This is a genomic window from Sodalis sp. RH24 (assembly GCF_047324145.1).
GTDB lineage: Bacteria > Pseudomonadota > Gammaproteobacteria > Enterobacterales > Enterobacteriaceae > Acerihabitans.
In genome coordinates this window covers 2,292,458-2,316,105 of sequence record NZ_CP178729.1, presented here as the reverse complement: position 1 = coordinate 2,316,105, position 23,648 = coordinate 2,292,458, and the positions used below count along the sequence as shown (strand labels likewise).

Annotated in this window: 20 protein-coding genes, 2 tRNA genes, 2 rRNA genes and 1 pseudogene; 16 read left to right on the top strand and 9 right to left on the bottom strand. The window is 56.1% G+C overall.

Going from position 1 to position 23,648, the window contains the following annotated elements; translation table 11 throughout:
- Window positions 1–264: 264 nt before the first annotated feature.
- From ACL2XG_RS10670 to ACL2XG_RS10655, 4 genes are all read left to right on the top strand, one after another.
- Window positions 265–3,257, top strand: a 23S ribosomal RNA gene (locus tag ACL2XG_RS10670).
- A gap of 230 nt (window positions 3,258–3,487) precedes the next feature.
- Window positions 3,488–3,603 (top strand): 5S ribosomal RNA (gene rrf, locus ACL2XG_RS10665).
- 435 nt (window positions 3,604–4,038) lie between these two features.
- Window positions 4,039–4,115: transfer RNA gene (locus ACL2XG_RS10660), tRNA-Asp, on the top strand.
- Window positions 4,116–4,520: 405 nt separating this feature from the next.
- On the top strand, window positions 4,521–5,366 hold the full coding sequence (locus ACL2XG_RS10655; RefSeq protein ID WP_410016300.1) for an endonuclease/exonuclease/phosphatase family protein: 846 nt from the start codon (window positions 4,521–4,523) through the stop codon (window positions 5,364–5,366).
- Between the two features lie 72 nt (window positions 5,367–5,438).
- Here ACL2XG_RS10655 and mltD read toward each other — a convergent pair whose 3' ends face one another.
- Together mltD and gloB are read right to left on the bottom strand one after the other, a co-directional pair.
- The gene (gene mltD / locus ACL2XG_RS10650; protein ID WP_413722190.1) at window positions 5,439–6,842 is read right to left on the bottom strand and encodes a murein transglycosylase D; all 1,404 of its coding nucleotides are present in this window, start codon (window positions 6,840–6,842) and stop codon (window positions 5,439–5,441) included.
- Between the two features lie 71 nt (window positions 6,843–6,913).
- Window positions 6,914–7,666 (bottom strand): hydroxyacylglutathione hydrolase, encoded by a 753-nt coding sequence (gene gloB, locus ACL2XG_RS10645; RefSeq protein ID WP_413722191.1) that lies wholly within the window; start codon window positions 7,664–7,666, stop codon window positions 6,914–6,916.
- 49 nt (window positions 7,667–7,715) lie between these two features.
- On the opposite strand from gloB, the gene ACL2XG_RS10640 reads away from it, so the two are divergent.
- Complete coding sequence (locus ACL2XG_RS10640; RefSeq protein WP_410016297.1) at window positions 7,716–8,426, top strand: class I SAM-dependent methyltransferase; 711 nt, start codon at window positions 7,716–7,718, stop codon at window positions 8,424–8,426.
- An 8-nt stretch (window positions 8,427–8,434) separates the two neighbouring features.
- Here ACL2XG_RS10640 and rnhA read toward each other — a convergent pair.
- A pseudogene (gene rnhA, locus ACL2XG_RS10635) lies at window positions 8,435–9,003 on the bottom strand (ribonuclease HI).
- Here rnhA and dnaQ point away from each other — a divergent pair.
- Together dnaQ and ACL2XG_RS10625 are read left to right on the top strand one after the other, a co-directional pair.
- A complete protein-coding gene (gene dnaQ, locus ACL2XG_RS10630) occupies window positions 8,948–9,715 on the top strand; it encodes a DNA polymerase III subunit epsilon (RefSeq protein WP_410016296.1) in 768 nt (255 codons plus the stop codon). The pseudogene rnhA and the gene dnaQ sit on opposite strands and share 56 nt — an antisense overlap.
- Window positions 9,716–9,850: 135 nt before the next feature.
- A tRNA-Asp gene (locus tag ACL2XG_RS10625) sits at window positions 9,851–9,927 on the top strand.
- 155 nt (window positions 9,928–10,082) lie between these two features.
- Here the strand turns inward: ACL2XG_RS10625 and ACL2XG_RS10620 are convergent.
- The gene (locus ACL2XG_RS10620; protein ID WP_410016295.1) at window positions 10,083–10,466 is read right to left on the bottom strand and encodes a tautomerase family protein; all 384 of its coding nucleotides are present in this window, start codon (window positions 10,464–10,466) and stop codon (window positions 10,083–10,085) included.
- Window positions 10,467–10,704: 238 nt separating this feature from the next.
- Between ACL2XG_RS10620 and puuE the strand changes: the two genes are divergently transcribed.
- On the top strand, window positions 10,705–11,691 hold the full coding sequence (puuE, locus tag ACL2XG_RS10615) for an allantoinase PuuE (protein WP_413722192.1): 987 nt from the start codon (window positions 10,705–10,707) through the stop codon (window positions 11,689–11,691).
- A gap of 47 nt (window positions 11,692–11,738) precedes the next feature.
- On the opposite strand, the gene hpxZ is transcribed toward puuE, so the two are convergent.
- Window positions 11,739–12,122 carry an oxalurate catabolism protein HpxZ gene (hpxZ, locus tag ACL2XG_RS10610; protein WP_410016293.1) on the bottom strand — a complete coding sequence of 128 codons (384 nt, stop codon included), beginning with the start codon at window positions 12,120–12,122 and terminating at the stop codon, window positions 11,739–11,741.
- Between the two features lie 594 nt (window positions 12,123–12,716).
- On the opposite strand from hpxZ, the gene uraD reads away from it, so the two are divergent.
- Together uraD and uraH are read left to right on the top strand one after the other, a co-directional pair.
- Window positions 12,717–13,217: a 2-oxo-4-hydroxy-4-carboxy-5-ureidoimidazoline decarboxylase gene (gene uraD, locus ACL2XG_RS10605; protein ID WP_413722193.1), complete on the top strand. Its 501-nt coding sequence runs from the start codon at window positions 12,717–12,719 to the stop codon at window positions 13,215–13,217.
- Entirely contained in the window at window positions 13,211–13,558 is a 348-nt protein-coding gene (gene uraH, locus ACL2XG_RS10600; protein ID WP_413723591.1) for a hydroxyisourate hydrolase, read from the top strand. The genes uraD and uraH overlap by 7 nt, the downstream gene beginning before the upstream one ends.
- Here uraH and ACL2XG_RS10595 read toward each other — a convergent pair.
- Entirely contained in the window at window positions 13,555–14,355 is an 801-nt protein-coding gene (locus ACL2XG_RS10595; RefSeq protein ID WP_410016290.1) for an amidohydrolase, read from the bottom strand. The genes uraH and ACL2XG_RS10595 overlap by 4 nt on opposite strands.
- On the bottom strand, window positions 14,343–15,500 hold the full coding sequence (locus ACL2XG_RS10590; RefSeq protein ID WP_413722195.1) for a pyridoxal phosphate-dependent aminotransferase: 1,158 nt from the start codon (window positions 15,498–15,500) through the stop codon (window positions 14,343–14,345). Before ACL2XG_RS10590 ends, ACL2XG_RS10595 begins: the two co-directional genes overlap by 13 nt.
- A 294-nt stretch (window positions 15,501–15,794) precedes the next feature.
- Here ACL2XG_RS10590 and ACL2XG_RS10585 point away from each other — a divergent pair, with 294 nt between their 5' ends.
- The 3 genes from ACL2XG_RS10585 to ACL2XG_RS10575 all read left to right on the top strand — a co-directional run bounded on the left by ACL2XG_RS10585 (window position 15,795) and on the right by ACL2XG_RS10575 (window position 18,039).
- Window positions 15,795–16,379: a YceI family protein gene (locus tag ACL2XG_RS10585; protein WP_413722196.1), complete on the top strand. Its 585-nt coding sequence runs from the start codon at window positions 15,795–15,797 to the stop codon at window positions 16,377–16,379.
- 270 nt (window positions 16,380–16,649) lie between these two features.
- Window positions 16,650–17,234 (top strand): D-sedoheptulose 7-phosphate isomerase, encoded by a 585-nt coding sequence (lpcA, locus tag ACL2XG_RS10580; RefSeq protein ID WP_413722197.1) that lies wholly within the window; start codon window positions 16,650–16,652, stop codon window positions 17,232–17,234.
- Between the two features lie 37 nt (window positions 17,235–17,271).
- Window positions 17,272–18,039 (top strand): class II glutamine amidotransferase, encoded by a 768-nt coding sequence (locus ACL2XG_RS10575; RefSeq protein ID WP_410016286.1) that lies wholly within the window; start codon window positions 17,272–17,274, stop codon window positions 18,037–18,039.
- Here ACL2XG_RS10575 and dpaA read toward each other — a convergent pair.
- Window positions 18,010–18,747 carry a peptidoglycan meso-diaminopimelic acid protein amidase gene (dpaA, locus tag ACL2XG_RS10570; protein WP_410016285.1) on the bottom strand — a complete coding sequence of 246 codons (738 nt, stop codon included), beginning with the start codon at window positions 18,745–18,747 and terminating at the stop codon, window positions 18,010–18,012. The two genes, ACL2XG_RS10575 and dpaA, sit on opposite strands and share 30 nt — an antisense overlap.
- A gap of 185 nt (window positions 18,748–18,932) precedes the next feature.
- Between dpaA and dinB the strand changes: the two genes are divergently transcribed.
- Window positions 18,933–20,018, top strand: a complete 1,086-nt coding sequence (gene dinB / locus ACL2XG_RS10565) for a DNA polymerase IV (RefSeq protein ID WP_413722198.1) — start codon at window positions 18,933–18,935, stop codon at window positions 20,016–20,018.
- 19 nt (window positions 20,019–20,037) lie between these two features.
- On the opposite strand, the gene pepD is transcribed toward dinB, so the two are convergent.
- Window positions 20,038–21,498: a beta-Ala-His dipeptidase gene (pepD, locus tag ACL2XG_RS10560; protein WP_410016283.1), complete on the bottom strand. Its 1,461-nt coding sequence runs from the start codon at window positions 21,496–21,498 to the stop codon at window positions 20,038–20,040.
- A 233-nt stretch (window positions 21,499–21,731) separates the two neighbouring features.
- Between pepD and gpt the strand changes: the two genes are divergently transcribed.
- Together gpt and frsA are read left to right on the top strand one after the other, a co-directional pair.
- A complete protein-coding gene (gene gpt, locus ACL2XG_RS10555) occupies window positions 21,732–22,190 on the top strand; it encodes a xanthine phosphoribosyltransferase (protein WP_162367625.1) in 459 nt (152 codons plus the stop codon).
- Window positions 22,191–22,372: 182 nt separating this feature from the next.
- Entirely contained in the window at window positions 22,373–23,620 is a 1,248-nt protein-coding gene (gene frsA, locus ACL2XG_RS10550; protein ID WP_413722199.1) for an esterase FrsA, read from the top strand.
- Window positions 23,621–23,648 lie beyond the last annotated feature (28 nt).

Here is a 23,648-nt window from a genome sequence, read left to right as displayed (position 1 = left end):
CATGCTCTTTAACAATCCGGAACAAGCTGAAAATTTGAAAAAAACATGCTGAGCAAAATCAGTATGCGATTCTCTCAAAGCAAGCAAACCTAATAAGGTCGCCGTGTCGATGGCGCCCTTGTTGAGGGATGAGCGAGAAAGTCCCGGCCAAGGCGCACGGCGCGCAGCCAGCGGAGTGGACTGTATGTCCATGAGCATGGCGAGCACCGCGCAACACCGGCGGGGACCTTTCGCAGCCATTCCGAAGACACTTTAGGGTTGTGAGGTTAAGTGAATAAGCGTACACGGTGGATGCCTAGGCAGTCAGAGGCGATGAAGGACGTGCTAATCCGCGAAATGCGCCGGTGAGCTGATATGAAGCGCTATCAGCCGGCGATGTCCGAATGGGGAAACCCAGTGCAATTCGTTGCACTATCATTACGTGAATCCATAGCGTATTGAGGCGAACCGGGGGAACTGAAACATCTCAGTACCCCGAGGAAAAGAAATCAACCGAGATTCCCCTAGTAGCGGCGAGCGAACGGGGAACAGCCCAGAGTCACCATCAGCATTTGTATCAGGAGAACGGTCTGGAAAGTCCGGCAACACAGGGTGATAGCCCCGTATCCGAAGGTGCAAGTGCTGTGAGCTCGATGAGTAGGGCGGGACACGTGATATCCTGTCTGAAGATGGGGGGACCATCCTCCAAGGCTAAATACTCCTGACTGACCGATAGTGAACCAGTACCGTGAGGGAAAGGCGAAAAGAACCCCGGCGAGGGGAGTGAAATAGAACCTGAAACCGTGTACGTACAAGCAGTGGGAGCCTTGATTTATCAGGGTGACTGCGTACCTTTTGTATAATGGGTCAGCGACTTATATTCTGTAGCAAGGTTAACCGAATAGGGGAGCCGTAGGGAAACCGAGTCTTAACTGGGCGTTAAGTTGCAGGGTATAGACCCGAAACCCGGTGATCTAGCCATGGGCAGGTTGAAGGTTGGGTAACACTAACTGGAGGACCGAACCGACTAATGTTGAAAAATTAGCGGATGACTTGTGGCTGGGGGTGAAAGGCCAATCAAACCGGGAGATAGCTGGTTCTCCCCGAAAGCTATTTAGGTAGCGCCTCGTGAATTCATCTTCGGGGGTAGAGCACTGTTTCGGCTAGGGGTCCACCCCGGATTACCAACCCGATGCAAACTGCGAATACCGAAGAATGTTACCACGGGAGACACACGGCGGGTGCTAACGTCCGTCGTGAAGAGGGAAACAACCCAGACCGCCAGCTAAGGTCCCAAAGTCATGGTTAAGTGGGAAACGATGTGGGAAGGCATAGACAGCCAGGATGTTGGCTTAGAAGCAGCCATCATTTAAAGAAAGCGTAATAGCTCACTGGTCGAGTCGGCCTGCGCGGAAGATGTAACGGGGCTAAACCATGCACCGAAGCTGCGGCAGCGGACATATCACTTAAGACAATTGTACGGAAAACGATTGACGGAGCGCAGCGACGTCAATGCGTTCATCACGTCGAGTTGGCTTAAGGATATGTCCGTTGGGTAGGGGAGCGTTCTGTAAGCCTGCGAAGGTGGCCTGTGAGGGCTGCTGGAGGTATCAGAAGTGCGAATGCTGACATAAGTAACGATAAAGCGGGTGAAAAGCCCGCTCGCCGGAAGACCAAGGGTTCCTGTCCAACGTTAATCGGGGCAGGGTGAGTCGACCCCTAAGGCGAGGCCGAAAGGCGTAGTCGATGGGAAACAGGTTAATATTCCTGTACTGGGTGTGACTGCGAAGGGGGGACGGAGAAAGCTAGGTTCGCCGGGCGACGGTTGTCCCGGTTTAAGCGTGAAGGTGGAAAGAGCAGGTAAATCCGCTTTTTCATTCAACACTGAGGCGTGATAACGAGCCACTACGGTGGTGAAGGAATTGATGCTACGCTTCCAGGAAAAGCCTCTAAGCTCCAGGTCACATCGAATCGTACCCCAAACCGACACAGGTGGTCAGGTAGAGAATACCAAGGCGCTTGAGAGAACTCGGGTGAAGGAACTAGGCAAAATGGTGCCGTAACTTCGGGAGAAGGCACGCTGGCATTAGGTGGAGGGACTTGCTCCCCGAGCTGAAGCCAGTCGCAGATACCAGCTGGCTGCAACTGTTTATTAAAAACACAGCACTGTGCAAACACGAAAGTGGACGTATACGGTGTGACGCCTGCCCGGTGCCGGAAGGTTAATTGATGGGGTTATCCGTAAGGAGAAGCTCTTGATCGAAGCCCCGGTAAACGGCGGCCGTAACTATAACGGTCCTAAGGTAGCGAAATTCCTTGTCGGGTAAGTTCCGACCTGCACGAATGGCGTAATGATGGCCAGGCTGTCTCCACCCGAGACTCAGTGAAATTGAACTCGCTGTGAAGATGCAGTGTACCCGCGGCAAGACGGAAAGACCCCGTGAACCTTTACTATAGCTTGACACTGAACATTGAGCCTTGATGTGTAGGATAGGTGGGAGGCTTTGAAGTGTGGACGCCAGTCTGCATGGAGCCAACCTTGAAATACCACCCTTTAATGTTTGATGTTCTAACTCCGGCCCGTAATCCGGGTCGAGGACAGTGTCTGGTGGGTAGTTTGACTGGGGCGGTCTCCTCCTAAAGAGTAACGGAGGAGCACGAAGGTTAGCTAATCACGGTCGGACATCGTGAGGTTAGTGCAAAGGCATAAGCTAGCTTGACTGCGAGAGTGACGGCTCGAGCAGGTGCGAAAGCAGGTCTTAGTGATCCGGTGGTTCTGAATGGAAGGGCCATCGCTCAACGGATAAAAGGTACTCCGGGGATAACAGGCTGATACCGCCCAAGAGTTCATATCGACGGCGGTGTTTGGCACCTCGATGTCGGCTCATCACATCCTGGGGCTGAAGTAGGTCCCAAGGGTATGGCTGTTCGCCATTTAAAGTGGTACGCGAGCTGGGTTTAGAACGTCGTGAGACAGTTCGGTCCCTATCTGCCGTGGGCGTTGGAAGATTGAGAGGGGCTGCTCCTAGTACGAGAGGACCGGAGTGGACGCACCACTGGTGTTCGGGTTGTCATGCCAATGGCATTGCCCGGTAGCTACGTGCGGAAGAGATAACCGCTGAAAGCATCTAAGCGGGAAACTTGCCTCGAGATGAGTCTTCCCTGTGGCTTTAAGCCACCTGAAGGGACGTTAAAGACGATGACGTTGATAGGTCGGGTGTGTAAGCGCAGCGATGCGTTGAGCTAACCGATACTAATGACCCGTGAGGCTTAACCTTACAACACCTAAAGTGTTTGACGCAAAGAGAGCGTTGCCCCAAGGGGTGGCGAGAGAATTTTCAGCTTGTAACGGAAAGTATTAAACACAGCCGGTCGAGATATTGACGGGTTGTCAACAACGCGGAGCGTTGGCCTTGCACAGGGGAAATGACAAAATCGCCGGGAGCGATTTTGTACAGCGCACAGCGCTGGCCCGCAGGGCGAGTCTCAGGATGAGACGAGAAATTTGCCTGGCGGCACTAGCGCGGTGGTCCCACCTGACCCCATGCCGAACTCAGCAGTGAAACGCCGTAGCGCCGATGGTAGTGTGGGGTCTCCCCATGCGAGAGTAGGGAACTGCCAGGCATCCATTAAGACCAATACCTTGAGCGAAGCGAAAGGCGTTGTGAAGTAACCCTGGCAGTTCGCTACTCGAGTAAGAGAGTAGGACAACAGGCGGAGCCTGTTGAACGCCGCTTGCGGCGGCCCGAAGGGGGCCTGACGCAGTCAGGCATCAACTGCCAGGCATCCATTAAGACCAATACCTTGAGCGAAGCGAAAGGCGTTGTGAAGTAACCCTGGCAGTTCGCTACTCGAGTAAGAGAGCAGGACAACAGGCGGAGCCTGTTGAACGCCGCTTGCGGCGGCCCGAAGGGGGCCTGACGCAGTCAGGCATCAACTGCCAGGCATCCATTAAGACCAATACCTTGAGCGAAGCGAAAGGCGTTGGTCAAGCACCGCAAACGGTTTTAACATGCGTTGACCCCGCAAATGTTATGTTTGGGTGTAGTACCGAATCGTGGTGCGGTAGTTCAGTCGGTTAGAATACCGGCCTGTCACGCCGGGGGTCGCGGGTTCGAGTCCCGTCCGCACCGCCACCCTAAATAAGGCCCTGAACATATGTTCAGGGTTTTTTTTATGCCTGATGTTACCCCTGCTATCTCACGACAAATATTTTCCCTTCCTCACGCACCATCCCCGCTGGGCAAACTCCAGGGTAAAATCATTATTTATCATAGATCTTTGACTAATTAATGCGGCCCATTAATAACAGGCAAATCGTTAGGCGGCGGGGCAAACAGGCGCATGGCCCCGGTTAAAACAAATTTTATGGTACAATGAGTGAAACCGATGCCGTATTGTGCTTCGGCGTTGAATTTAAAAATTAAACATTCTATAAAAGATCATGATCGTAACAATGTCTGTGGATAAAAAATAGCTGTCCAAATGAATCCATTAATCATGACACAGACGCAAAAGAAACAGTTAAATAGGCGGTAACCGTGGCAAAAAAAACATATTCAGTCAGGTATGTTGCGGGACAGCCGGTTGAGCGTATTTTCCCCCCACTTGCCTTCAGTCGCCTTGGTCAAGCGTTGCCTCCCGGCGAGCCGTTGCCGGGATCCAAGCTATTGCGGGTAATGGTCTGGAACATCTACAAACAGCAGCGTGCTGATTGGCTCTCCGTGCTGCAAGGGTTCGGCAAGGATGCCCAACTGGTATTATTGCAGGAGGCACAAACCACGCCGGAGCTGGTGAGGTTTGCTACATCAAATTATCTGGCGACCGACCAGGTGCCGGCACTGATATTTCCGCAGCATCCGTCGGGTGTCATGACATTGTCCGCGGCACATCCGGTTTATTGTTGCCCGCTGCGCGAGCGGGAACCGCTGTTGCGTTTGGCGAAATCCGCCCTGGTCACCGTTTATCCCCTGTATGACGGGCAACTGATGATGGTGGTCAATATCCATGCGGTTAACTTCAGCCTGGGCGTGGACGTCTACAGCAAGCAGCTGGGGCCGATTGGCGAGCAAATCCTGAATCATCAGGGACCGGTGATCATGGCGGGTGATTTTAATGCCTGGAGCCGGCAGCGGATTACGGCTTTATACCGTTTTGCCGATCGGATGACGTTGCGCGAAGTGAAGTTTATCGACGATCAGCGCCGCCGCGCTTTTGGCCGTCCGCTGGATTTTGTGTTTTACCGGGGGCTGAAAGTCACCGAGGCATCGGTACTGGTCACGCAGGCCTCGGATCATAATCCGCTGCTGGTTGAGTTTGAACCCCATAAGCGCACCGATAAATCGGTGCCGGAAACCAAAATCGTCGGAATACCGAATGCCGGTTAGGTGAGCGGGGCATGATCCAGGCATAAAAAAAACAAGCACCGCGGTGCTTGTTTTTTTATGTGCCGTAACCCGTCAGGAGTCGGTGGCTTTGCCGTTGACAAACAACGTCAGCTTCAGGCCTGGCTGCAAGGTGCCCGCGTTATCCAGCGCGCCGTTCCAGCGCTTGACGTCCTGTATATCGACACCGTGCCGTTTGGCAATGCTGGACAAGGAATCACCCTTACGTACCCGGTAGGTGATGCTGCCGCCGTTATTGGCCACCGGCAGCGCCTGTCCGGTTTTGCCGCCGAGGCTATTGTCCGCCACCTGCAATGTTTGCCCGACTTTCAGGCTGCTGCTGGTACGCAGGTTGTTCCATTTCAACAAGTCGCTCGCCTTCACATTCAGACGTTTGGCAATGCCCGACAAGGTATCTCCGGAACGTACCTGGTATTTCGCGCCGCTGACTGCCGTATCCGCCAACTGGGTGGATTGCTGCACCGCTGCGATGTCGCCTACCGCCAGCGAATCCCTCAGCTGTGTGGCGTGGGCTTTGGGCAACATAATGTAATGCGGGCCGTTTGGCGCGGTTACGTTACGCTTGTAGCCGGTATTGAAGCTTTTCAGCTTCGTTAACGACAAACCCGACATTTCCGCCGCCTGGCTCAAACCTATTTGCTGACCCACTTCTACGCGCGCTAAAGCGCGGTCGTCATTGCTTTTCGGCAGGGCGACGCCGTATTGTTTGCTATTCTTAATAATATTACTAAGCGCAAGCATTTTCGGCACATAGATAGTGGTCTCGCGCGGCAATGACAGTGCCCAAAAATCGGTGGGTTTCCCCTTCGCTTTATTGGATTTCATCGCCTGAATGACCCGTCCTTCACCGCTGTTATAAGCAGCAATCGTCAACAACCAATCGCCGTCGAACATGCGATTGAGACGTTGCATCATATCGAGTGCAGCGGTGGTGGACGCGACGACATCGCGACGACCGTCATACCATTGGTTTTGCTTTAGGCCATAATTCCTGCCAGTTGTGGGCACAATCTGCCAAAGGCCAGCCGCGTTTGAGGCGGATGTTGCCTTAGGGTCAAAAGCGCTCTCCACTATGGGTAGCAGTACCAGTTCCATCGGCATTTTTCGTTGCTTAATCTGCTCGACAATCCAGTACATGTACGGCTCTGCCCGTAATGTTACATCGTGGAGATAGCTCTTATTACTTAAATAACGCTTTTTTTGCTCGCGGATCCGGGCGTTTTCCGGTATCTGCATCTTCAGCTCGTCGCTAATGAAGTTCCACAAATCAGGCTGCGCGAGGCTTGAATCTCCAAGCCATCGCGCCGAGATCGCTCGGCCGTCTGTGTACTTTCCTGCTTCACCTTGACCTGCCGAAGAAACACTCTGTGCATGCTGTTCGGGAGGTGAGTCGGCCGACCTGGACGACTGACAACCCACGAGCAAGACCGAGGCGATTAAGATCGCATGAGTCTTCATTCTGTATGTCAATAGTTGCTTAAAAGACAAGCAATAATACTTTGAACATTCCGACATTACAACCTAAACCTTCAGAAATGATCCTTCTTCTCCCGTAATAAGGCAAAAATACGCCATTCCTCGTGCAGTGCATGATGTGGGTCTAACTTTCTTTGTAAATCAATGTCATGGCAACGTAAGAATAGGTTAATTTTACCCTCTAAATGTAGTTTTGAGGGCAGGCTGGCTTGGTTTTTTGCCCGTAACTGCTTAATTTCACGCTCATAAGCGGCGATCGTTGTATCTTCGGGTAATATCGACCGCGCAAAGGCGAGATTGGCTAAAGTATACTCATGCGCGGCGCAGAGCAATGTCTCGGGTGGTAGTTGTTTAACTTTTTGAAAAGACTCATACATTTGCTTTGGCGTGCCTTCGAATAAACGCCCGCAGCCGGCGGAAAATACCGTGTCGCCACAAAATAAATAGGGCGCGCTATAAAATCCGATATGTCCTAATGTGTGGCCGGGCAAGGCCAGCACGGAAAAGGATATATTAAGCGCTTCCACCCGATCGTTTTCCCCGACAATATGGTCGGCGCCCTTGGCGGCGGTCTCCTGCGGTCCATAGACCGGGACACCGAAATGCCGGCGCAGCTCCGGCACGCCGCCCACATGATCCTGGTGGTGATGGGTTAAAAAGATAGCTTTCAGCGTCAGGCGCCTGGCGGTCAGTTCAGCGATGACCTGCGCCGACTCGCCGGGGTCGACGATAATGCATTCCTGGGCGTCGTTATGCAAAAGCCAAATGTAATTATCCGCAAACGCGGGAATACTGATAAGATTCATTGATCACCTCTGTTCATTTTTTCTTATGGCACTTAGAAGATAGTCAAACATGAAACCAGCGCAAATTACGCAGCCTATCATCGCGCCAACCTCATGGGATGACCTCCCATACGGAGCTAACTACCGTCGGGCGCTGGAGACCAGCCTGTTGCCCTGGTGGCCCAAATTATTCGGTTTTCATCTCATTAAAATAGGCGCGCTCAGCGGGGACATCGATACCAGTGAATGCGCTATTTCACATCAGGTCAATGTCGGCATCAAAGGTGATAACCTGGACGTCATCGCCGATCCCTTTCAATTGCCGTTCGCCAACAAATCCACCGACGCCTGCCTGCTGGCCCACACGCTGTCCTACACCTCGGATCCGCACCGTCTGCTGCGGGAAATCGACCGGGTGTTGATTGATGACGGCTGGCTGATTATTACCACGTTCAACCCGGTGAGTCTGCTGGGCATCGGCAAACTCTGCCCAATCGTGCAGCGCCGGCAGCCCTATCGCAGCCGGATGTATACCCAGATGCGGTTACTGGACTGGCTTAGCGTGCTGAATTTTGAAGTGATGCACCGTTCGCGTTTCCAGGTGCTGCCGTGGCGTCGCCGGGGCGGGCGTCTGTTGAGCGAGCATCTGCCCGCTATTGGATGCCTGAGCATGATTGTCGCGCGCAAACGTACCTTCCCGCTCACGCTCAATCCCCTGAAAAGCAAAACCCTCAAGGCGTCGCTCCGGCGCACGGTAGGCGCCGCCAGCCGGAGCAACTGATGCGCCCGCTATTTTTCCGGCTGGTAACCGATATCGTCGAACGCCGGATTGCACGCCGCGCTGCGGGCAAGCTCGTCGCAGCGTTCGTTTTCCGGATGGCCGGCATGGCCCTTTACCCAATCCCAGCGCAGGACATGGGTTTGGATAGCTAAATCCAGCCGCTGCCACAGATCAACATTTTTGACCGGTTTCTTTTCGGCAGTTTTCCAGCCGCGCTTTTTCCAGTTATGAATCCATTGGGTAATGCCCTGGCGTACATACTGGCTATCGGTGCTGATAACCACTTCGCAGGGGTCTTTAAGCGCCTCCAGCGCGACAATGGCCGCCATGAGTTCCATGCGGTTGTTGGTGGTAAGCCGGTAACCGGCGCTGAATATTTTTTCATGCTGCTTATAGCGCAGTATGGCACCGTATCCGCCCGGGCCGGGATTGCCCAGACAAGATCCATCGGTGAAAATTTCTACCTGTTTCTGCATCTCTGGTAGACTACCTTCATGTTAAAAAAACCAAGTCTGACATAAATGAACGCAACGGGCACTGGAATTACGCGCCAGATTGTTCTGGATACTGAAACCACCGGTATGAACAAACTGGGGGTTCATTACGAAGGTCATAAGATCATCGAGATCGGCGCGGTCGAGGTCATCAACCGTCGGCTTACCGGCAGGCACTTCCATGTTTACCTGAAGCCGGATCGGCTGGTCGACCCGGAAGCCTATAATATCCATGGCATCAGCGATGAATTCCTGGCGGATAAACCCACGTTTGAGCAGGTAGCGGACGAATTTATCGAGTTTATCCGCGGCGGCGAGCTGGTCATCCATAACGCGCCCTTCGATATCGGCTTTATGGATTACGAGTTCGGCAAGCTTAACCGCGGGATCGGCAAAACCGATACCTTCTGTAAAGTCACCGATAGCCTGTTCCTGGCGCGTAAACTCTTCCCGGGCAAACGCAACAGCCTGGATGCGCTTTGCGATCGTTATTTGATCGATAATACCAAGCGTACCCTGCACGGCGCCTTGCTTGACGCCGAAATCCTGGCGGAAGTGTACCTGGCCATGACCGGCGGGCAGACGTCGATGCGTTTTTCCATGGAAGGGGAGAGCGGGCGACGCAACGCTGACGGCGGCGAGAATATTCAGCGGGTGGTGCGCGCGCAGTCGCAGCTAAAGGTTATTTATGCCAGCGAGGAGGAAATGGCGGCGCATGAATCACGGCTCGACCTGGTGAAGAAAAAGGGCGGCAGCTGTTTGTGGCGACCGGAAAGCGAAGAGCAAACACACTGATATCCGCTATTCCGGCTGAATAAACAACGTTATGTCCAAATAATCGCCAAACAACATATTGCCGGGTGAAAAGCATTGACGACGACCGGCGCTGACCGTACTATTCGCCTCGCTTTCCCGACAAAGCACATGTGCGGTGTGGTAGTTCAGTCGGTTAGAATACCGGCCTGTCACGCCGGGGGTCGCGGGTTCGAGTCCCGTCCACACCGCCAACTAATTCCCAATGGGCTGCTGCGTTTACGCTGCGGCCCATGTTGTTTTTTAACACCCTTGGCGAGCGCGCGGCGTGTTTCTGGTTAACCTCTTTTGCGATAGCGCGGCGTGTTTCAGGCGCCGCGCGATGTCACGATAATAATCTAGGCGCCCGTCAGCCTGCGTATTGGGCAATGCCGTTGCCAAACGACCAATTCTCTTTCTTTACTTCGATAAGATTAATAAACACATCCTCGGGCGATACGCCCAGCGCCTCGCGCAGTCCACCGGCAATGGTTTTGTAGAGCGATTTTTTCTGCTCGATGCTGCGGCCCTCATTCAGGGTAATCTGGATGATGACCAGCTTATCCGTACGGTTAATGCCGAGGTAACCGGCATCATAAATAAAATGATCGCCGTCGTGCTCGCCGAGAATCTGGAAATTATCATGTTCGGGCACATTGATGGCGCTTTTCATCGCCTGATAAACGACTTTACCCACCCGGCCAATATAGGTCGGGTCGGGATTTTTCTTGATATCGATACGAACCAGCGGCATAACGTTCACTCCACGGCAAAATTGAAGAATATCCGGCCATCCGACTATCCATGGCCGCGAATGCAGCAATAGTAGGGTATGACCCCACGCCATGCAAGAGCACGTTCCCCGGAGGGTATACCGGCAGTGCCGTAGCGGATGGCGGGTGGGCAGGCGGCGGTATTTCTGCGGGTGAGAGAACTATCAGCGCCTTTTTGCAGACTAAACTTAGACACCGGATCTTTAAAAGGAACTGATCATGAGTGAAGCGACCGACAAAAAAAGTTTTTCGTTTAATAAAAACTATCCGCGCGACCTGATCGGTTATGCCGGCAAGCCACCTCACGCCGCCTGGCCGGAACAGGCCCGCATAGCAGTGCAGTTCGTGCTGAATTACGAAGAAGGTTCCGAAAACAGCGTATTGCACGGCGATACGGGATCCGAGCAGTTTCTGTCGGATATTATCGGCGCGGCAAGCTACCCCGAGCGCCATATGTCCATGGAATCTTTATATGAGTACGGATCCCGTGCCGGTTTCTGGCGCATCCAGCAGGAGTTTGAACGGCGCGGGTTGCCGCTGACCGTGTTCGGCGTAGCTATGGCGTTGGCGCGTAATCCCGCGGTGGTCGAGGCCATCAAAGGCGCGGGTTACGATGTGGTCAGCCATGGCTGGCGCTGGCTGCATTATCAGGGGATGGACGCCAAAACCGAGCGCCAGCATATGCAGCAGGCGATAGACACGTTAACCGAACTGTTCGGCAAGACGCCGCTGGGCTGGTATACCGGCCGTGATAGTCCCAATACCCGCAGGCTGGTGGTGGAACATGGCGGCATTCTCTACGACAGCGATTATTATGGCGACGACTTGCCCTTTTGGACTCAGGTGGCCTGTACGGACGGCTCGGTAAAACCGCATCTGATCATCCCTTATACCCTCGAGGCGAACGATATGCGGTTTAACACGCCGCAGGGATTTAACAGCGGCGAGCAATTTTTCACTTATCTTAAAGACAGCTTTGACGTGTTGTACGCGGAAGGGGAAACGTCGCCGAAAATGATGTCGGTGGGGATGCATTGCCGGATACTCGGGCGGCCAGGACGTTTCCGTGCCCTGCAGCGTTTCCTGGATTATGTGCAGCAGCATGAGCGGGTCTGGATTTGCCGCCGGCAGGACATCGCCGATCACTGGATAACCCATCATCCTTTCGCGGCCGGGCATACCACGCCGGAAGATAAACCGGCCTGAAATCCCTCCCGCGCGCTCTCGGCCGGCCAAGCGCGGGGAGGGCCGTTTCAGCTCATCTGGCTGATATGCGCGGCGACAATGCGCCAGCCGCAGGCCAGTTTGACCCAGGTCTGGGTTTGACGACCGATCTTATCGTTGCCAGAGCGGGTAAATTCGGTGCAGGCCACCGCCAAATCATCGCCAAAGGTGGTGATGGCCGTATTTTGCAACACCCGATCCAGGCCCGCCGGCGACCGCGCCGCCCGGAAAGCCTGGATGGCCTCGATACCGTAAAGGTTTTCACCGGCGCCGTACCTGACGGTGCGGGGATCGTGCCAGAACAGCTCGTCGAGCGTGGCGACATCATTCGTGATCAGCGCTTGTTCATATTGGTAAAAGGCGGCGTTAACTTCCGCCAGGATGGCCGGACGATCGATATATTCACTTTTCATGCTGCGTTTACTCTTGCTATGGTCACGTTGACAATGCCGCGCTGCTCCGGTGCCCAGGGGTAGCGGCTAGAGTAACATTGCCGGGGTCCGCCGGTATCATTATCTTTACTCAATGCTGGATTAAGCAAGAGACGTTCCAATATAACGGCGGGGCACGGCCCGGGCGGGCGCAGACGCACGCCAATGGTGCGCCGGTGAATGAGGTTTTTTGGTGCGCGGGTGAGTGATGTTGCGCTGTAATGGTGCGTTGCCTGCCGGAGAGTATGCCGTTGCGTCGCCGCCCCATAGATATTGCGCGCATCTTGCCCGGCGCATTATGCAGACTATGGCGCGCAAATGCCGGCAATCCACCGTGGCCGCACCATGGCACGGCAGTTGCACAGGGCAGTTGCATAAGGCAGTTGCAGTAGTTATCGCCATCCAGGCAAGCGTTACGGTTCAGGCGCATTCTTTATGCCGCTCATCCGCCCCGGCGCGGTGCGCCGGCCTGCGAAGCGGCGGGCTGTGCCAGACGGCGATCATCTCTTTATTGTTCCGCGTCGATACAGGGTCGCGGCCCAGCGTGGGATTGATAACCGGCAGAGGAGACGGCCTATGACGCTCGATGAATTTAATCAGGCCCCGCAGTCGGCGGTGGCGGAGCTCCTGCTCGCCTGCGCGGCTATCCCCGCCTGGGCCGGGAAAATCGTGGCGGCCAGGCCGTTTACCTGCGTGGATCAGCTGCTGGCGTTTGCCGGTGAGCTGGCGCTGGCCTGGTGCGCGGAACAGGTGGACCTTGCCCTGGCGCATCATCCCCGCATCGGTGAACGCCCCGGCGGCGATAGTGCCGGCGCCGGACATTCCCTGCGCGAGCAGGCGGGGGTCGATCCTGCCGACGCGCGTCTGGCCGCCGATTTGCGGGAGGGCAACCGGCGCTACGAACAACGCTTCGGGCAGGTGTTCCTGATCCGCGCCGCCGGGCGCAGCGGTCATGAAATCCTGGCGAACCTGCGCCGCCGCCTGGATAATAGCCCCGAAGAGGAAACGCGCGAAACCGCGCTGCAGTTAAGGGAAATCGCCCTGCTACGTTTAAGCAAGGAGCTGGAGGAATGTTGATGACCGGTTGCAAGATTACCACCCATATCCTGGATACCTCACGGGGCACGCCGGCGGTACAGGTGAAGGTGAAGCTGGAAAGGGAAAAGTATTTCACATGGGAGGCGATCGCGCGGGGATTAACCGACAGCGACGGCCGGCTCACCACGCTAACGCCCGACGGCATACCGCCGGGACATTACCGGCTTAGCGCGGCATTCGGCGCCTGGTTTGCCCAACAGGGCATCAGCGCCTTATACGGCTCGGCAATAATCGATTTTTTTGTGCGCGAAGAGCAGGACCATCTGCATTTACCCCTGCTGATCAATCCCTACGGCTGGTCCACCTACCAGGGCAGTTAAGCCAGGCCGGCGGCACCGGGCGCGGGCGCATCAAGCGTAAAGCTATCGGCGTCGAGCCAGGCGGGAAACGCCGCGCGATACTCGCGCAGGCTGGCGAGGGATAGAGTGGCATCCAGGCGCTCGGCCCGCCCCGGCCCGCCCTGGGCCAGCACGTTACCCGCCGGGTCAATAATCATGCTGTCGCCGCTGTACTGATGACCGTTGCCGTCGGTGCCGACACGGTTGCAGCCCGCGACATAGGCCTGGTTCTCGATGGCGCGGGCCGCCAGCAGGGTTTGCCAGTGAGACGCGCGCGGCGCCGGCCAGTTGGCGACATACAGCGCCAGATCGTAATCCTGACGGTTGCGCGACCATGCCGGAAAGCGCAGGTCATAACAAACCTGCGGCAGGATGCGCCAGCCGCGCCAGTCCACCACCACCCGCTTTTGCCCGGCCTGGTAGTGATGATGCTCATCCGCCATGCGAAACAGATGGCGTTTATCATAAAGATGAACCCGACCCTGCGGTTCCACCAGCAAAAAGCGGTTTACCGCGCCCTCCGGCGTGCCGATGGCCGCGCTGCCGCCGATCATGGCGCCGGTGGCGTCGGCCCATTGTTGCAGCCACGCCACCACCCGGCCCTGCGGCAGCGCGCGGCCGGCCGCTTCCATGGCGAAGCCGGTGGTGAACATTTCCGGCAGGATAATCAGATCGCGTCCCTGGGCTTCGGCCAGCAGGCCGTCGAAATGAGCCAGGTTAGCCTCGCCGTCCATCCAGGCCAGAGGCTGTTGCAACAGGCTGATATTCAAAGTTGACATAAACGCTCCGCGGCGGCATCAAGGGTGGCATCCTGTTTGGCAAAACACAGCCGAATCAGTTTGTGGGCAAAGGGATCGGCGCAGAACACCGACAAGGGAATGGCGGCAACGCCGATGTTCACGGTGAGCCACCGGCAGAACGCCACATCATCCATATCCGAGACCGCGCTATAGTCGGCCAGCAGGAAATAGGTGCCCTCGCAGGGCAACAACTCCAGCCGGCTCGGCGCCAGCGCCTGCACCAGGTGATCGCGCCGGTCGCGGTAAAACGCGGGCAACTGTCGCCAATGTTGCGGCTCGTCGCGCAGCATATCGGCCAGCGCCAGCTGCGCCGGGGTATTGACGGCAAAGGTCAGGTACTGATGAATCTTACGTACTTCGGCGCTGAGCGCCGCCGGAGCCACGCAATAACCCACCTTCCAGCCGGTCATATGGTAGGTTTTACCGAATGACGAGACGGCAATGGCGCGCTGGCGCAGCTCGGGGTGCGTCAGCACGCTGGCATGGCCGCCGGCGGCAAAACAGATATGTTCATACACCTCGTCGCTGAGCACATAGATTTCCCGCCCGGCGATGGCCTGCCAAAGCGCGGCGAAATCGTCGTCCCGCCATACAGTGGCGGAGGGATTATGCGGCGTGTTCAGGATCACCAGGCGGGTGCGATCGTTAAGCTGCGCGCCAAACGCCGCCCAGTCGACGCGAAACGACGGCGGCGTCAGCGCAATGTGCCGGGTCACGCCGCCGGCCAGGGTGACCGCCGGGGCGTAGCTGTCATAGCTGGGATCAAAGCAGATCACTTCATCACCGGCGCGCACCAGGGCGCTGATGGCGGCGAACAGGGCTTCCGTGGCCCCGGCGGTGACCGTAACCTCCTGATCCTGGTCTGGCCGCCAGCCGTACAGTTGTTCGGTTTTATCGGCAATCGCCGCACGCAGCGCAGGTACGCCGGTCATCGGCGCATATTGATTAGACCCTTGGGCCACATGGTACGCCAGCCGCGCCTTAAGATGTTCCGGGCCGTCAAAATCCGGAAACCCCTGCGAGAGGTTGATGGCCTGGTGCTGCTGCGCCAGCGCGCTCATCTGGGTGAAAATAGTGGTGCCCAAGGCGGGGAGTTTGCTTTGCGGAACGTAGATGCTGCTCATGGCTAATTACCACTCTTAAAAGCCGGTTTTTATCTCAATATAACACGCTCAGCATAATTAACAATCGGGACGTTTAGATGGTTAAACGGCTAAATCCGCCGTTGGGCGAGTTTTATATCGCAGCACCTAAACGGCGCAAAAGCGATAACATACTCTCACTCTTCTGTTTTTGGCCCGATGACATTTCAGTCGGTCAAAACGACTGAATTAATAGGACAAATTTTTTCGGCAGCATGCGGTGCTTAAAAAGGCCACTATAATTGCTTCTTTGAACCGCAACGGAATGAGAGACAGATGATTAACGCAAAAAGAATCGCAGCACCCCTGGTTATCGGCTTTGGGCTGCTTTCCGGTTTTGCCCAGGCGGCGACCCAGACCTATGCCATGGATCCCGCGCACACCTCAGTGGTGTTCTCCTGGAACCATTTTGGCTTTTCCAATCCGACCGCTGATTTTTCAAACGTTACCGGTAATATTCATCTGGATGATGCCGACATCGCCCGTTCGACGGTGGATGTATCTATTCCGGTTGCCACGGTGGATACCCACGTCAAGGCGCTGACGGACGATTTCAAGGGTAAGGACTATTTCGATCTGGCCGCTTACCCCCTGGCCACGTTCCGCAGCACAAAAATCGTCAGCGAGGGCGCCAATAAATATAAAGTTTACGGTGAACTGAAAATTAAAAATATCACCAAACCGGTGATCCTGGACGCGGTGCTGAACAAAAAAGGCGAGCATCCGATGGCGAAAAAACAGGCGGTCGGGTTTAATGCCACCACCACCATCAAGCGCTCTGATTTTGCCATGGACAAATATGTGCCTATGGTCAGCGACGCCGTGGCTATCAGCATTTCCACCGAGGCCCTGGTGAAGTAACGGTCATGGCGTGAATGCAACCCCACCGGCCGGCGCCAGGCCCGCCGGTGCAAGCGCCGCCGTTGGGCGCAGCGCCGGCGGGCATAGTCTCCGCCGTCGTTGCTTCGCCGTTGCTTTTTGCGGCATCACCATTCCATCCTGGCTCTAAACTGCAAATTCCATGTGGTAACGCAAGGGCACGGGATTAACTTCGCTTCTCGTGGTTTAGCCGATCCGGTAAACTGATGGCTGGGATAACGATTAAATTAGCCAGCCTATACCGAGGGAACCATGTATCAGGACTTGATTCGTAGTGAACTTAACGAAGCGGCGGCAACGCTTGCCAAATTTCTCAGCGACGATCGCCATCTGCAGTCGATAGAAGACGCCGCCATTATGATTGCCGATTCTTTTAAAGCCGGCGGCAAGGTGCTCTCCTGCGGCAACGGCGGTTCCCATTGCGACGCCATGCATTTCGCCGAGGAACTGACCGGCCGTTATCGCGATAACCGCCCGGCGTATCCGGCCATCGCCATTTCCGATCCCAGCCACCTGTCCTGCGTCAGCAATGATTTTGGCTACGACTTTGTCTTTTCACGTTACGTGGAAGCGCTGGGTAATAAAGGCGATGTCCTGCTGGGCATCTCCACGTCCGGCAATTCGGCCAATATCATCCGCGCCGTGGCGGCGGCCCGCGCCAAAGGCATGAAAGTCATCGTGCTCACCGGCAAGGACGGCGGCAAGATGGCCGGCACCGCCGACGTGGAAATCCGTGTGCCGCATTTCGGTTATGCCGATCGTATTCAGGAAATCCATATCAAGGCGATCCATATCCTGATCCAACTGATTGAAAAAGAGATGGCGGCGGGCGCGTAATTACGGCGTTCAGACGCCCTGGCATAGGAGACGGGTCATGTGCGAACTGCTCGGGATGAGTGCCAATGTACCGACGGACATTTGCTTCAGCTTTACCGGGTTAGTACAACGCGGCGGCCGTACGGGGCCGCACAAGGATGGCTGGGGTATCACCTTTTACGAGGGCATGGGCTGCCGGACCTTCAAGGATCCGTTGCCGAGTTTCAATTCGCCTATCGCCCGGCTGGTGCAGGATTATCCGATTAAATCCTGCGCGGTGGTGTCGCATATCCGCCAGGCCAACCGCGGCAAGGTGTCGTTGGAAAATACCCATCCGTTTACCCGCGAGCTGTGGGGACGCAACTGGACCTTCGCCCATAACGGCCAGCTGCGGGGGTTTCGCCAGTTGGATACCGGCTGTTATCGCCCGGTGGGGAAAACCGACAGCGAATATGCCTTTTGCTGGCTGCTGGCCCGGCTGGCGGCGCGCTATCCGCGCACCCCGGCTAACTGGCCGGCGGTATTTCGCTATATTGCGGTGCTTGCCGGCGAGCTGCGGCAAAAGGGCATCTTCAATATGTTGCTGTCGGACGGCCGTTTTGTGATGGGGTATTGTTCCACGAATCTGTATTGGATCACCCGGCGGGCACCGTTTGGCAAGGCGACATTGCTTGACCAGGATGTGGAGATCGATTTCCAGCAGCAGACCACGCCAAACGACGTGGTCACCGTTATCGCCACGCAGCCGCTGACGGGGAATGAAACCTGGCACAAGATTGCGCCAGGGGAGAGCGTATTATTTCGTTTCGGAGAGCGCGAACTGTGAAATTACCGGGGTGCCGCTGTTTAACTGCAGCGGCGCGTTGATGGTGTATTGACCGTTGACGACCGCCACCGCCGGCGGCTGGTGGTAGCGGGCAAAATAGGCATAACCCGGTTCAAGTGAACGCCAGAAAGGATAATACGTCGAAAAACGGTGGCGCTGCAGGTTTGCCTCGGTCATCCGGAACGGGAAAATATGGATATTGACCTGGGCCTGTCCGTTTTGCAACGCGGCTTCCACATAATGATAAATTTCGGCGATATATCCATCGGTCATGGCATAACAGCCAATAGAGCGGCAGTCGCCATGGATCATCAGCATCGCGCCGGAATAGCCTTGCGATTGATCGTAGGCGTTGGGAAAACCGATATTTATCGCCCGATAATAATGACTGTTCGGATTTAGGTTACGGTTGGTAATTGAATAAAACCCTTCCGGGCTTTTAAAATCCCCTTCCCGGCGTTTCGGACCCAGGCCGCCGGAGAAATTACAAATGCGGTAGCTGCCCAGCATGCGGTATTCATTACCCATTTTGGCATACAGTTCAAGCGTTCGTTCTTCTTTGAAGATCTGAATAAAAACCGGTGAGCCTAATAGTTGTGCTTTTAATTCTTTCGATACCTGCGTCTGCGCCTGCTCACTGGCATAACTGACGGACGTCATGGCCGGTATACAAAACAATATCGCAAACAACAGTGCGATTTTGCCCATTATCATTCCTGCGTAGTCAAAATAATAAAGATGCCGGGCAACGGGGCGTTGTCGGCGGACCCTTTAAAAAACGGCAAGTAAAACAACTAAAACAGCGACAAGATATCACTGCCTGTATATTTATCAAGATACGTTTTGTATAAATTCGTCGCCTTACTGTATACTTGTACAGTTAAGGGGGATAAATGCGTAAAATCATACATGTCGATATGGATTGCTTCTTCGCGGCGGTGGAAATGCGCGACGATCCGACTTTACGCGATATCCCCATCGCCATCGGCGGCCGGGCGGACCGGCGCGGGGTCATCAGCACCGCTAATTATCCGGCCCGGGTATTCGGCGTGCATAGCGCCATGTCGACCGCCATGGCGCTGAAACTCTGCCCGCATTTAAAACTGCTGCCCGGGCGCATGGCGGCCTACAAAGAAGCCTCGGAACATATCCGGCATATATTCAGCCAGTATACGCCGCTGATTGAACCGCTGTCGCTGGACGAAGCTTTCCTGGATGTGACGGACAGCCATCATCACAGCGGGTCGGCTACGCTGATGGCCCAGGCCATCCGCCGCCAGATTGCCGACGAGCTGAACCTTACCGCCTCGGCGGGCGTGGCGCCGGTAAAATTCTTAGCCAAGATTGCTTCGGACCTGAATAAGCCCAACGGACAGTATGTGATTACTCCCGGGGACGTGCCGGCTTTTCTGGCGCAGTTGCCGTTAGGCAAAATACCCGGCGTGGGTAAAGTCACCGCCAAAAAACTCGCCGACATGGGCTTAACGACCTGCCTGGATGTACAACGCTGTGACCTGGCGACGCTGCTGCGGCAGTTTGGTAAATTCGGCCGGGTGATCTGGGAGCGTTCACAGGGTATCGACGAACGGGAGGTCTCGTCCGATCGCCTGCGCAAATCCGTCGGCGTCGAGCGCACGCTGGCGGAAGATATCGTCGCCTGGGTGGAGTGCGAGGCCATTATCGAACAGCTTTATCCGGAACTGGAGCGACGCCTTGGCCGGGTCAGGCCGGATCTGCATATCGCCCGGCAGGGCATTAAGCTGAAGTTCGCCGATTTCCAGCAGACCACCCAGGAGCATGTCTGGCCGAAGTTGAACAAAGAGGATTTGCTGCATATTGCGCGGCAGGCCTGGGAGCAGCGGCGCGGCGATCGCGGCGTGCGGCTGGTGGGGCTGCATGTGACGTTATTGGATCCGCAAATCGAGCGTCAGCTCATGCTTAATTGGGAAGACGATTTGCGCCACCGGCCTCTTCCCTGAGGCGCGGGGGCGTTACGCTTTAGTGCTTTTCAGGAATGGCTTTCAGCAGCGCGGTAAGCAATATCCAGTATTGGCCGACGCTTTTAATATGCACCTGTTCATCCGGGGAGTGCGGTCCTGTAATGGTCGGCCCGATGGACACCATATCCATGCGCGGATAGGGTTTTTTAAACAGACCGCATTCAAGACCGGCGTGGATCACCTGGATATTGGGGGTTTTGTTAAACAGCTTCTGGTAGGTCTCGCGCACCAGATGCATCACCGGCGAATTGGCGTCCGGTTTCCAGCCCGGGTAGCTGCCCTTGGCGGCTGTTTCGGCGCCGGCCAACTGGCCCAGGGCGGTGAGCGTGCCCACCACCTCTTCCTTGCCGCTGTCGATAAGCGAGCGGATCAGGCAGCGAATCATCGCTTGATCCGTCGCCATCGAGACCACGCCGACGTTCAGCGAGGTTTCCACCACGCCTTTGACGTCGTCGCTCATGCGGATCACGCCGTTGGGCGTGGCGTTAAGCAGGGCGATAAACCGATCGCCGCAGGCTTTGGTCAGCGCCTGCGCGTCCGACGTCGCCGGCTCAATCTCAATCGCCAGTTTCTTTTCAACCGCCGCCAGTTCGGCCTTGATGACCGCAAGGTATTCCTGCGCCAGGGCGTTCAGGCTCTCGGCGTTTTCCTGCGGCAGGGCGAGGGTGGCAAAGGCCTCGCGCGGAATGGCGTTACGCAGCGTGCCGCCGTTAAGATCCAGCAGGCGGATATCCAGCTTTTGCGCGTGCCGGGACAGGAAACGGGCCAGCAGTTTATTGGCGTTGCCCAGTCCCAGGTGGATATCGCCGCCGGAATGGCCGCCTTTCAGTCCTTTAACGGTCAGCTTGAGGATCTGGTAGCCGGCCGGCACCGCCTCGCGCTCAAGGGGCAGGACGGTTTTAAAATCAACCCCGCCGGCGCAGCCCATATAGATTTCGCCTTCTTCCTCGGAATCGGTATTGATCAGGATCTCGGCCTGCAGCCAGCCCGGCTGTAAACCAAAGGCGCCCGCCATGCCGGTTTCCTCGGTCATGGTCAGCAACACTTCCAGCGGGCCGTGCTGCACACTGTCGTCGGCCAGCACCGCCAGCGCGGAGGCCATGCCGATACCGTTATCGGCGCCGAGTGTGGTGCCGCGCGCCTTGACCCAGTCGCCGTCGACATAAGGCTGGATGGGATCGGTGGTAAAATCATGGATGGTATCGCTGTTTTTCTGCGGCACCATATCCAGATGCGCCTGCAGCACCACCGGCTGGCGTTTCTCATACCCCGGCGTGGCGGGCTTGCGCAGCAGGACATTGCCGACCGCGTCGCGCTCCCCATGCAAGCCTTTTTCCTGCGCCCAGCGCAGGATATGGGTAGCCAGCGCTTCTTCATGATAAGAGGGATGGGGAATCGAGCAGATCTTGGCGAATATCTGCCATAACGGCTGAGGTGAAAGTTGAGTCAGTTCAGACACGATAAAAACTCCTGTTACAACGTAAGACCCGGTCTGGTCATTAATAAACAGCCCGCAGACGGTCGGATGGTTACCAAAGAGAAATAAAGAATACCACTTTACTTTGCCCGGGTGGGAAACCGCGGTTAAAAAGGGAGGTAGCGCTGGTATTTCGGCGGTGGCGTCTTTATAATCTCGCGCAACCTTTTTTCCCTGTACTTTTAAGCCGACCCAATCCGGCTGGGACAGCATTTATGAGCGAAAAATACGTCGTAACCTGGGACATGTTGCAAATTCAGGCGCGGAAACTGGCCCAACGGCTACTCCCCGCAGAACAGTGGAAGGGCATTATCGCGGTCAGCCGCGGCGGCCTGGTCCCGGGATCGCTGCTGGCGCGCGAGCTGAATATCCGCCACGTGGACACCGTTTGCATCTCCAGCTATGACCATAACAACCAGCGCGAACTCAAGGTGCTTAAACGCGCCGAGGGCGACGGCGAAGGCTTTATCGTCATTGACGACCTGGTGGATACCGGCGGCACCGCCAAAGCCATCCGCGATATGTACCCCAAAGCCCATTTCGTGACGATTTTCGCTAAGCCCGCCGGCCGGCCGCTGGTGGATGACTATATGGTCGATATTCCTCAGGACACCTGGATCGAACAGCCATGGGATATGGGCGTGGTGTTTATTCCCCCGTTAGTCGGTAAATAAACAGCGGGGAAATAGTCCGTCGCACCCTCGCCCCGGGTTGGCTTCACGGCCGTTAATCCGGGGATGATTCCCGACCGCACGCCCGGCACCATGCCGGGCGTTGGTTTATTTGTCGCGCAATGAGCAATCTTGCTAATATAACCCCTCATTCATAGATTTTGGCTGATGGAGGCAATAGCTCAATGAGCGGCACCAATCTGAGCGAAGTACTGTTTAAACCCACGTTCAAGCAACAGGAAACCTCGACACTGGTCACCCGGCCGCGCCATATCGGCAGGCAAGCCGCCATCCTCGCCGCCCTCGAGGGCACCAACCCCGGTAATTGGTATCGCATGATCAACCGCCTGCTGTGGATTTGGCGCGGTATCGATCCCTGGGAGATTGAAGAGGTGCTGGCCCGTATCGCCGCCAGCAAAAGCGAAAGGACCGACGATCGCCTGCTGGATACCGTGATCGGCTACCGGCCCGGCAACTGGATTTATGAGTGGTCCCATCAGGGCATGGCGTGGCAACAGCGCGGCATGGATGAGCCGGATGCCGCGCTTGCCGGGCGGCATTGGCTGCAGGCGGCCAATTTCTACAGCGTGGCCGCGTATCCCCATTTGTGCGGCGACCTGTTGGCGGAACAGGCGCAAACCCTGGCCAACCGCGCCTGGGAGGAAGCCGCCTCCCGGCTCAGCTATGAGCTGAAAGCGCTGACCTTCCCCGTTGCCGGCGGCGGCAGCGTGACGGGATTTTTGCATTTGCCGGCGCAGGGAAAAGGCCCGTTTCCCACCGTACTGGTGTGCGGTGGCCTGGATATGCTGCAAAACGACACCTACCGCCTGTTCCATGACTATTTTGCCCCGGCGGGCCTGGCAATGTTGACCATTGATATGCCGTCCATCGGTTTTTCGTCGAAATGGACCCTGAACCAGGATTCCAGCTTTCTCCACCAGCAGGTGTTAAAAGGCCTGGCGGATATTCCGTGGGTCGACCCCAGGCGCGTCATGGCTTTCGGGTTTCGTTTCGGCGCCAATATCGCCGTCCGGCTGGCGTATCTGGAGTCCCGGCGCCTGCGCGGCGTCGCCTGCCTCGGACCGGTGGTGCACGCGCTGCTTACCGATCCGGCGCGCCAGGATCAGGCGCCGGATATGTATATGGACGTGCTGGCCAGCCGCATGGGCATGGCCAACGCCTCGGATGCGGCGCTGAAAATCGAGCTGAGCCGTTATTCGCTCAAGATCCAGGGACTGCTGGGCAGGCGCTGCCCAACGCCGATGCTGTCCGGCTTTTGGGATAACGATCCCTTTAGCCCGAAGGAAGAGGCCGCGCTTATCGCGTCGTCATCGTTGTCCGGCACCTTATTTCGCATAAAATCGGCGCCGGTGTATCAGAATTTTCATCGGGCGCTGCTCGAAATCCGCGACTGGCTGGCAAAATGTGACTAAGTAAGTTTGCTTAATCCTATAGATTTGC

Bases quoted from the DNA above. Each gene is read 5' to 3' on its own strand.
- ACL2XG_RS10575 (WP_410016286.1), top strand. From the start codon at position 17,272: ATGTGCGAACTGCTCGGGATGAGTGCCAATGTACCGACGGACATTTGC.
- ACL2XG_RS10620 (WP_410016295.1), bottom strand. From the start codon at position 10,466: ATGCCGCTGGTTCGTATCGATATCAAGAAAAATCCCGACCCGACCTAT.
- gloB (WP_413722191.1), bottom strand. From the start codon at position 7,666: ATGAATCTTATCAGTATTCCCGCGTTTGCGGATAATTACATTTGGCTT.
- uraD (WP_413722193.1), top strand. From the start codon at position 12,717: ATGACGCTCGATGAATTTAATCAGGCCCCGCAGTCGGCGGTGGCGGAG.
- frsA (WP_413722199.1), top strand. From the start codon at position 22,373: ATGAGCGGCACCAATCTGAGCGAAGTACTGTTTAAACCCACGTTCAAG.
- ACL2XG_RS10640 (WP_410016297.1), top strand. From the start codon at position 7,716: ATGAAACCAGCGCAAATTACGCAGCCTATCATCGCGCCAACCTCATGG.
- uraH (WP_413723591.1), top strand. From the start codon at position 13,211: ATGTTGATGACCGGTTGCAAGATTACCACCCATATCCTGGATACCTCA.
- ACL2XG_RS10585 (WP_413722196.1), top strand. From the start codon at position 15,795: ATGATTAACGCAAAAAGAATCGCAGCACCCCTGGTTATCGGCTTTGGG.
- lpcA (WP_413722197.1), top strand. From the start codon at position 16,650: ATGTATCAGGACTTGATTCGTAGTGAACTTAACGAAGCGGCGGCAACG.
- dnaQ (WP_410016296.1), top strand. From the start codon at position 8,948: ATGAACGCAACGGGCACTGGAATTACGCGCCAGATTGTTCTGGATACT.
- ACL2XG_RS10590 (WP_413722195.1), bottom strand. From the start codon at position 15,500: ATGAGCAGCATCTACGTTCCGCAAAGCAAACTCCCCGCCTTGGGCACC.
- puuE (WP_413722192.1), top strand. From the start codon at position 10,705: ATGAGTGAAGCGACCGACAAAAAAAGTTTTTCGTTTAATAAAAACTAT.
- ACL2XG_RS10595 (WP_410016290.1), bottom strand. From the start codon at position 14,355: ATGTCAACTTTGAATATCAGCCTGTTGCAACAGCCTCTGGCCTGGATG.
- dinB (WP_413722198.1), top strand. From the start codon at position 18,933: ATGCGTAAAATCATACATGTCGATATGGATTGCTTCTTCGCGGCGGTG.
- mltD (WP_413722190.1), bottom strand. From the start codon at position 6,842: ATGAAGACTCATGCGATCTTAATCGCCTCGGTCTTGCTCGTGGGTTGT.
- hpxZ (WP_410016293.1), bottom strand. From the start codon at position 12,122: ATGAAAAGTGAATATATCGATCGTCCGGCCATCCTGGCGGAAGTTAAC.
- gpt (WP_162367625.1), top strand. From the start codon at position 21,732: ATGAGCGAAAAATACGTCGTAACCTGGGACATGTTGCAAATTCAGGCG.
- dpaA (WP_410016285.1), bottom strand. From the start codon at position 18,747: ATGGGCAAAATCGCACTGTTGTTTGCGATATTGTTTTGTATACCGGCC.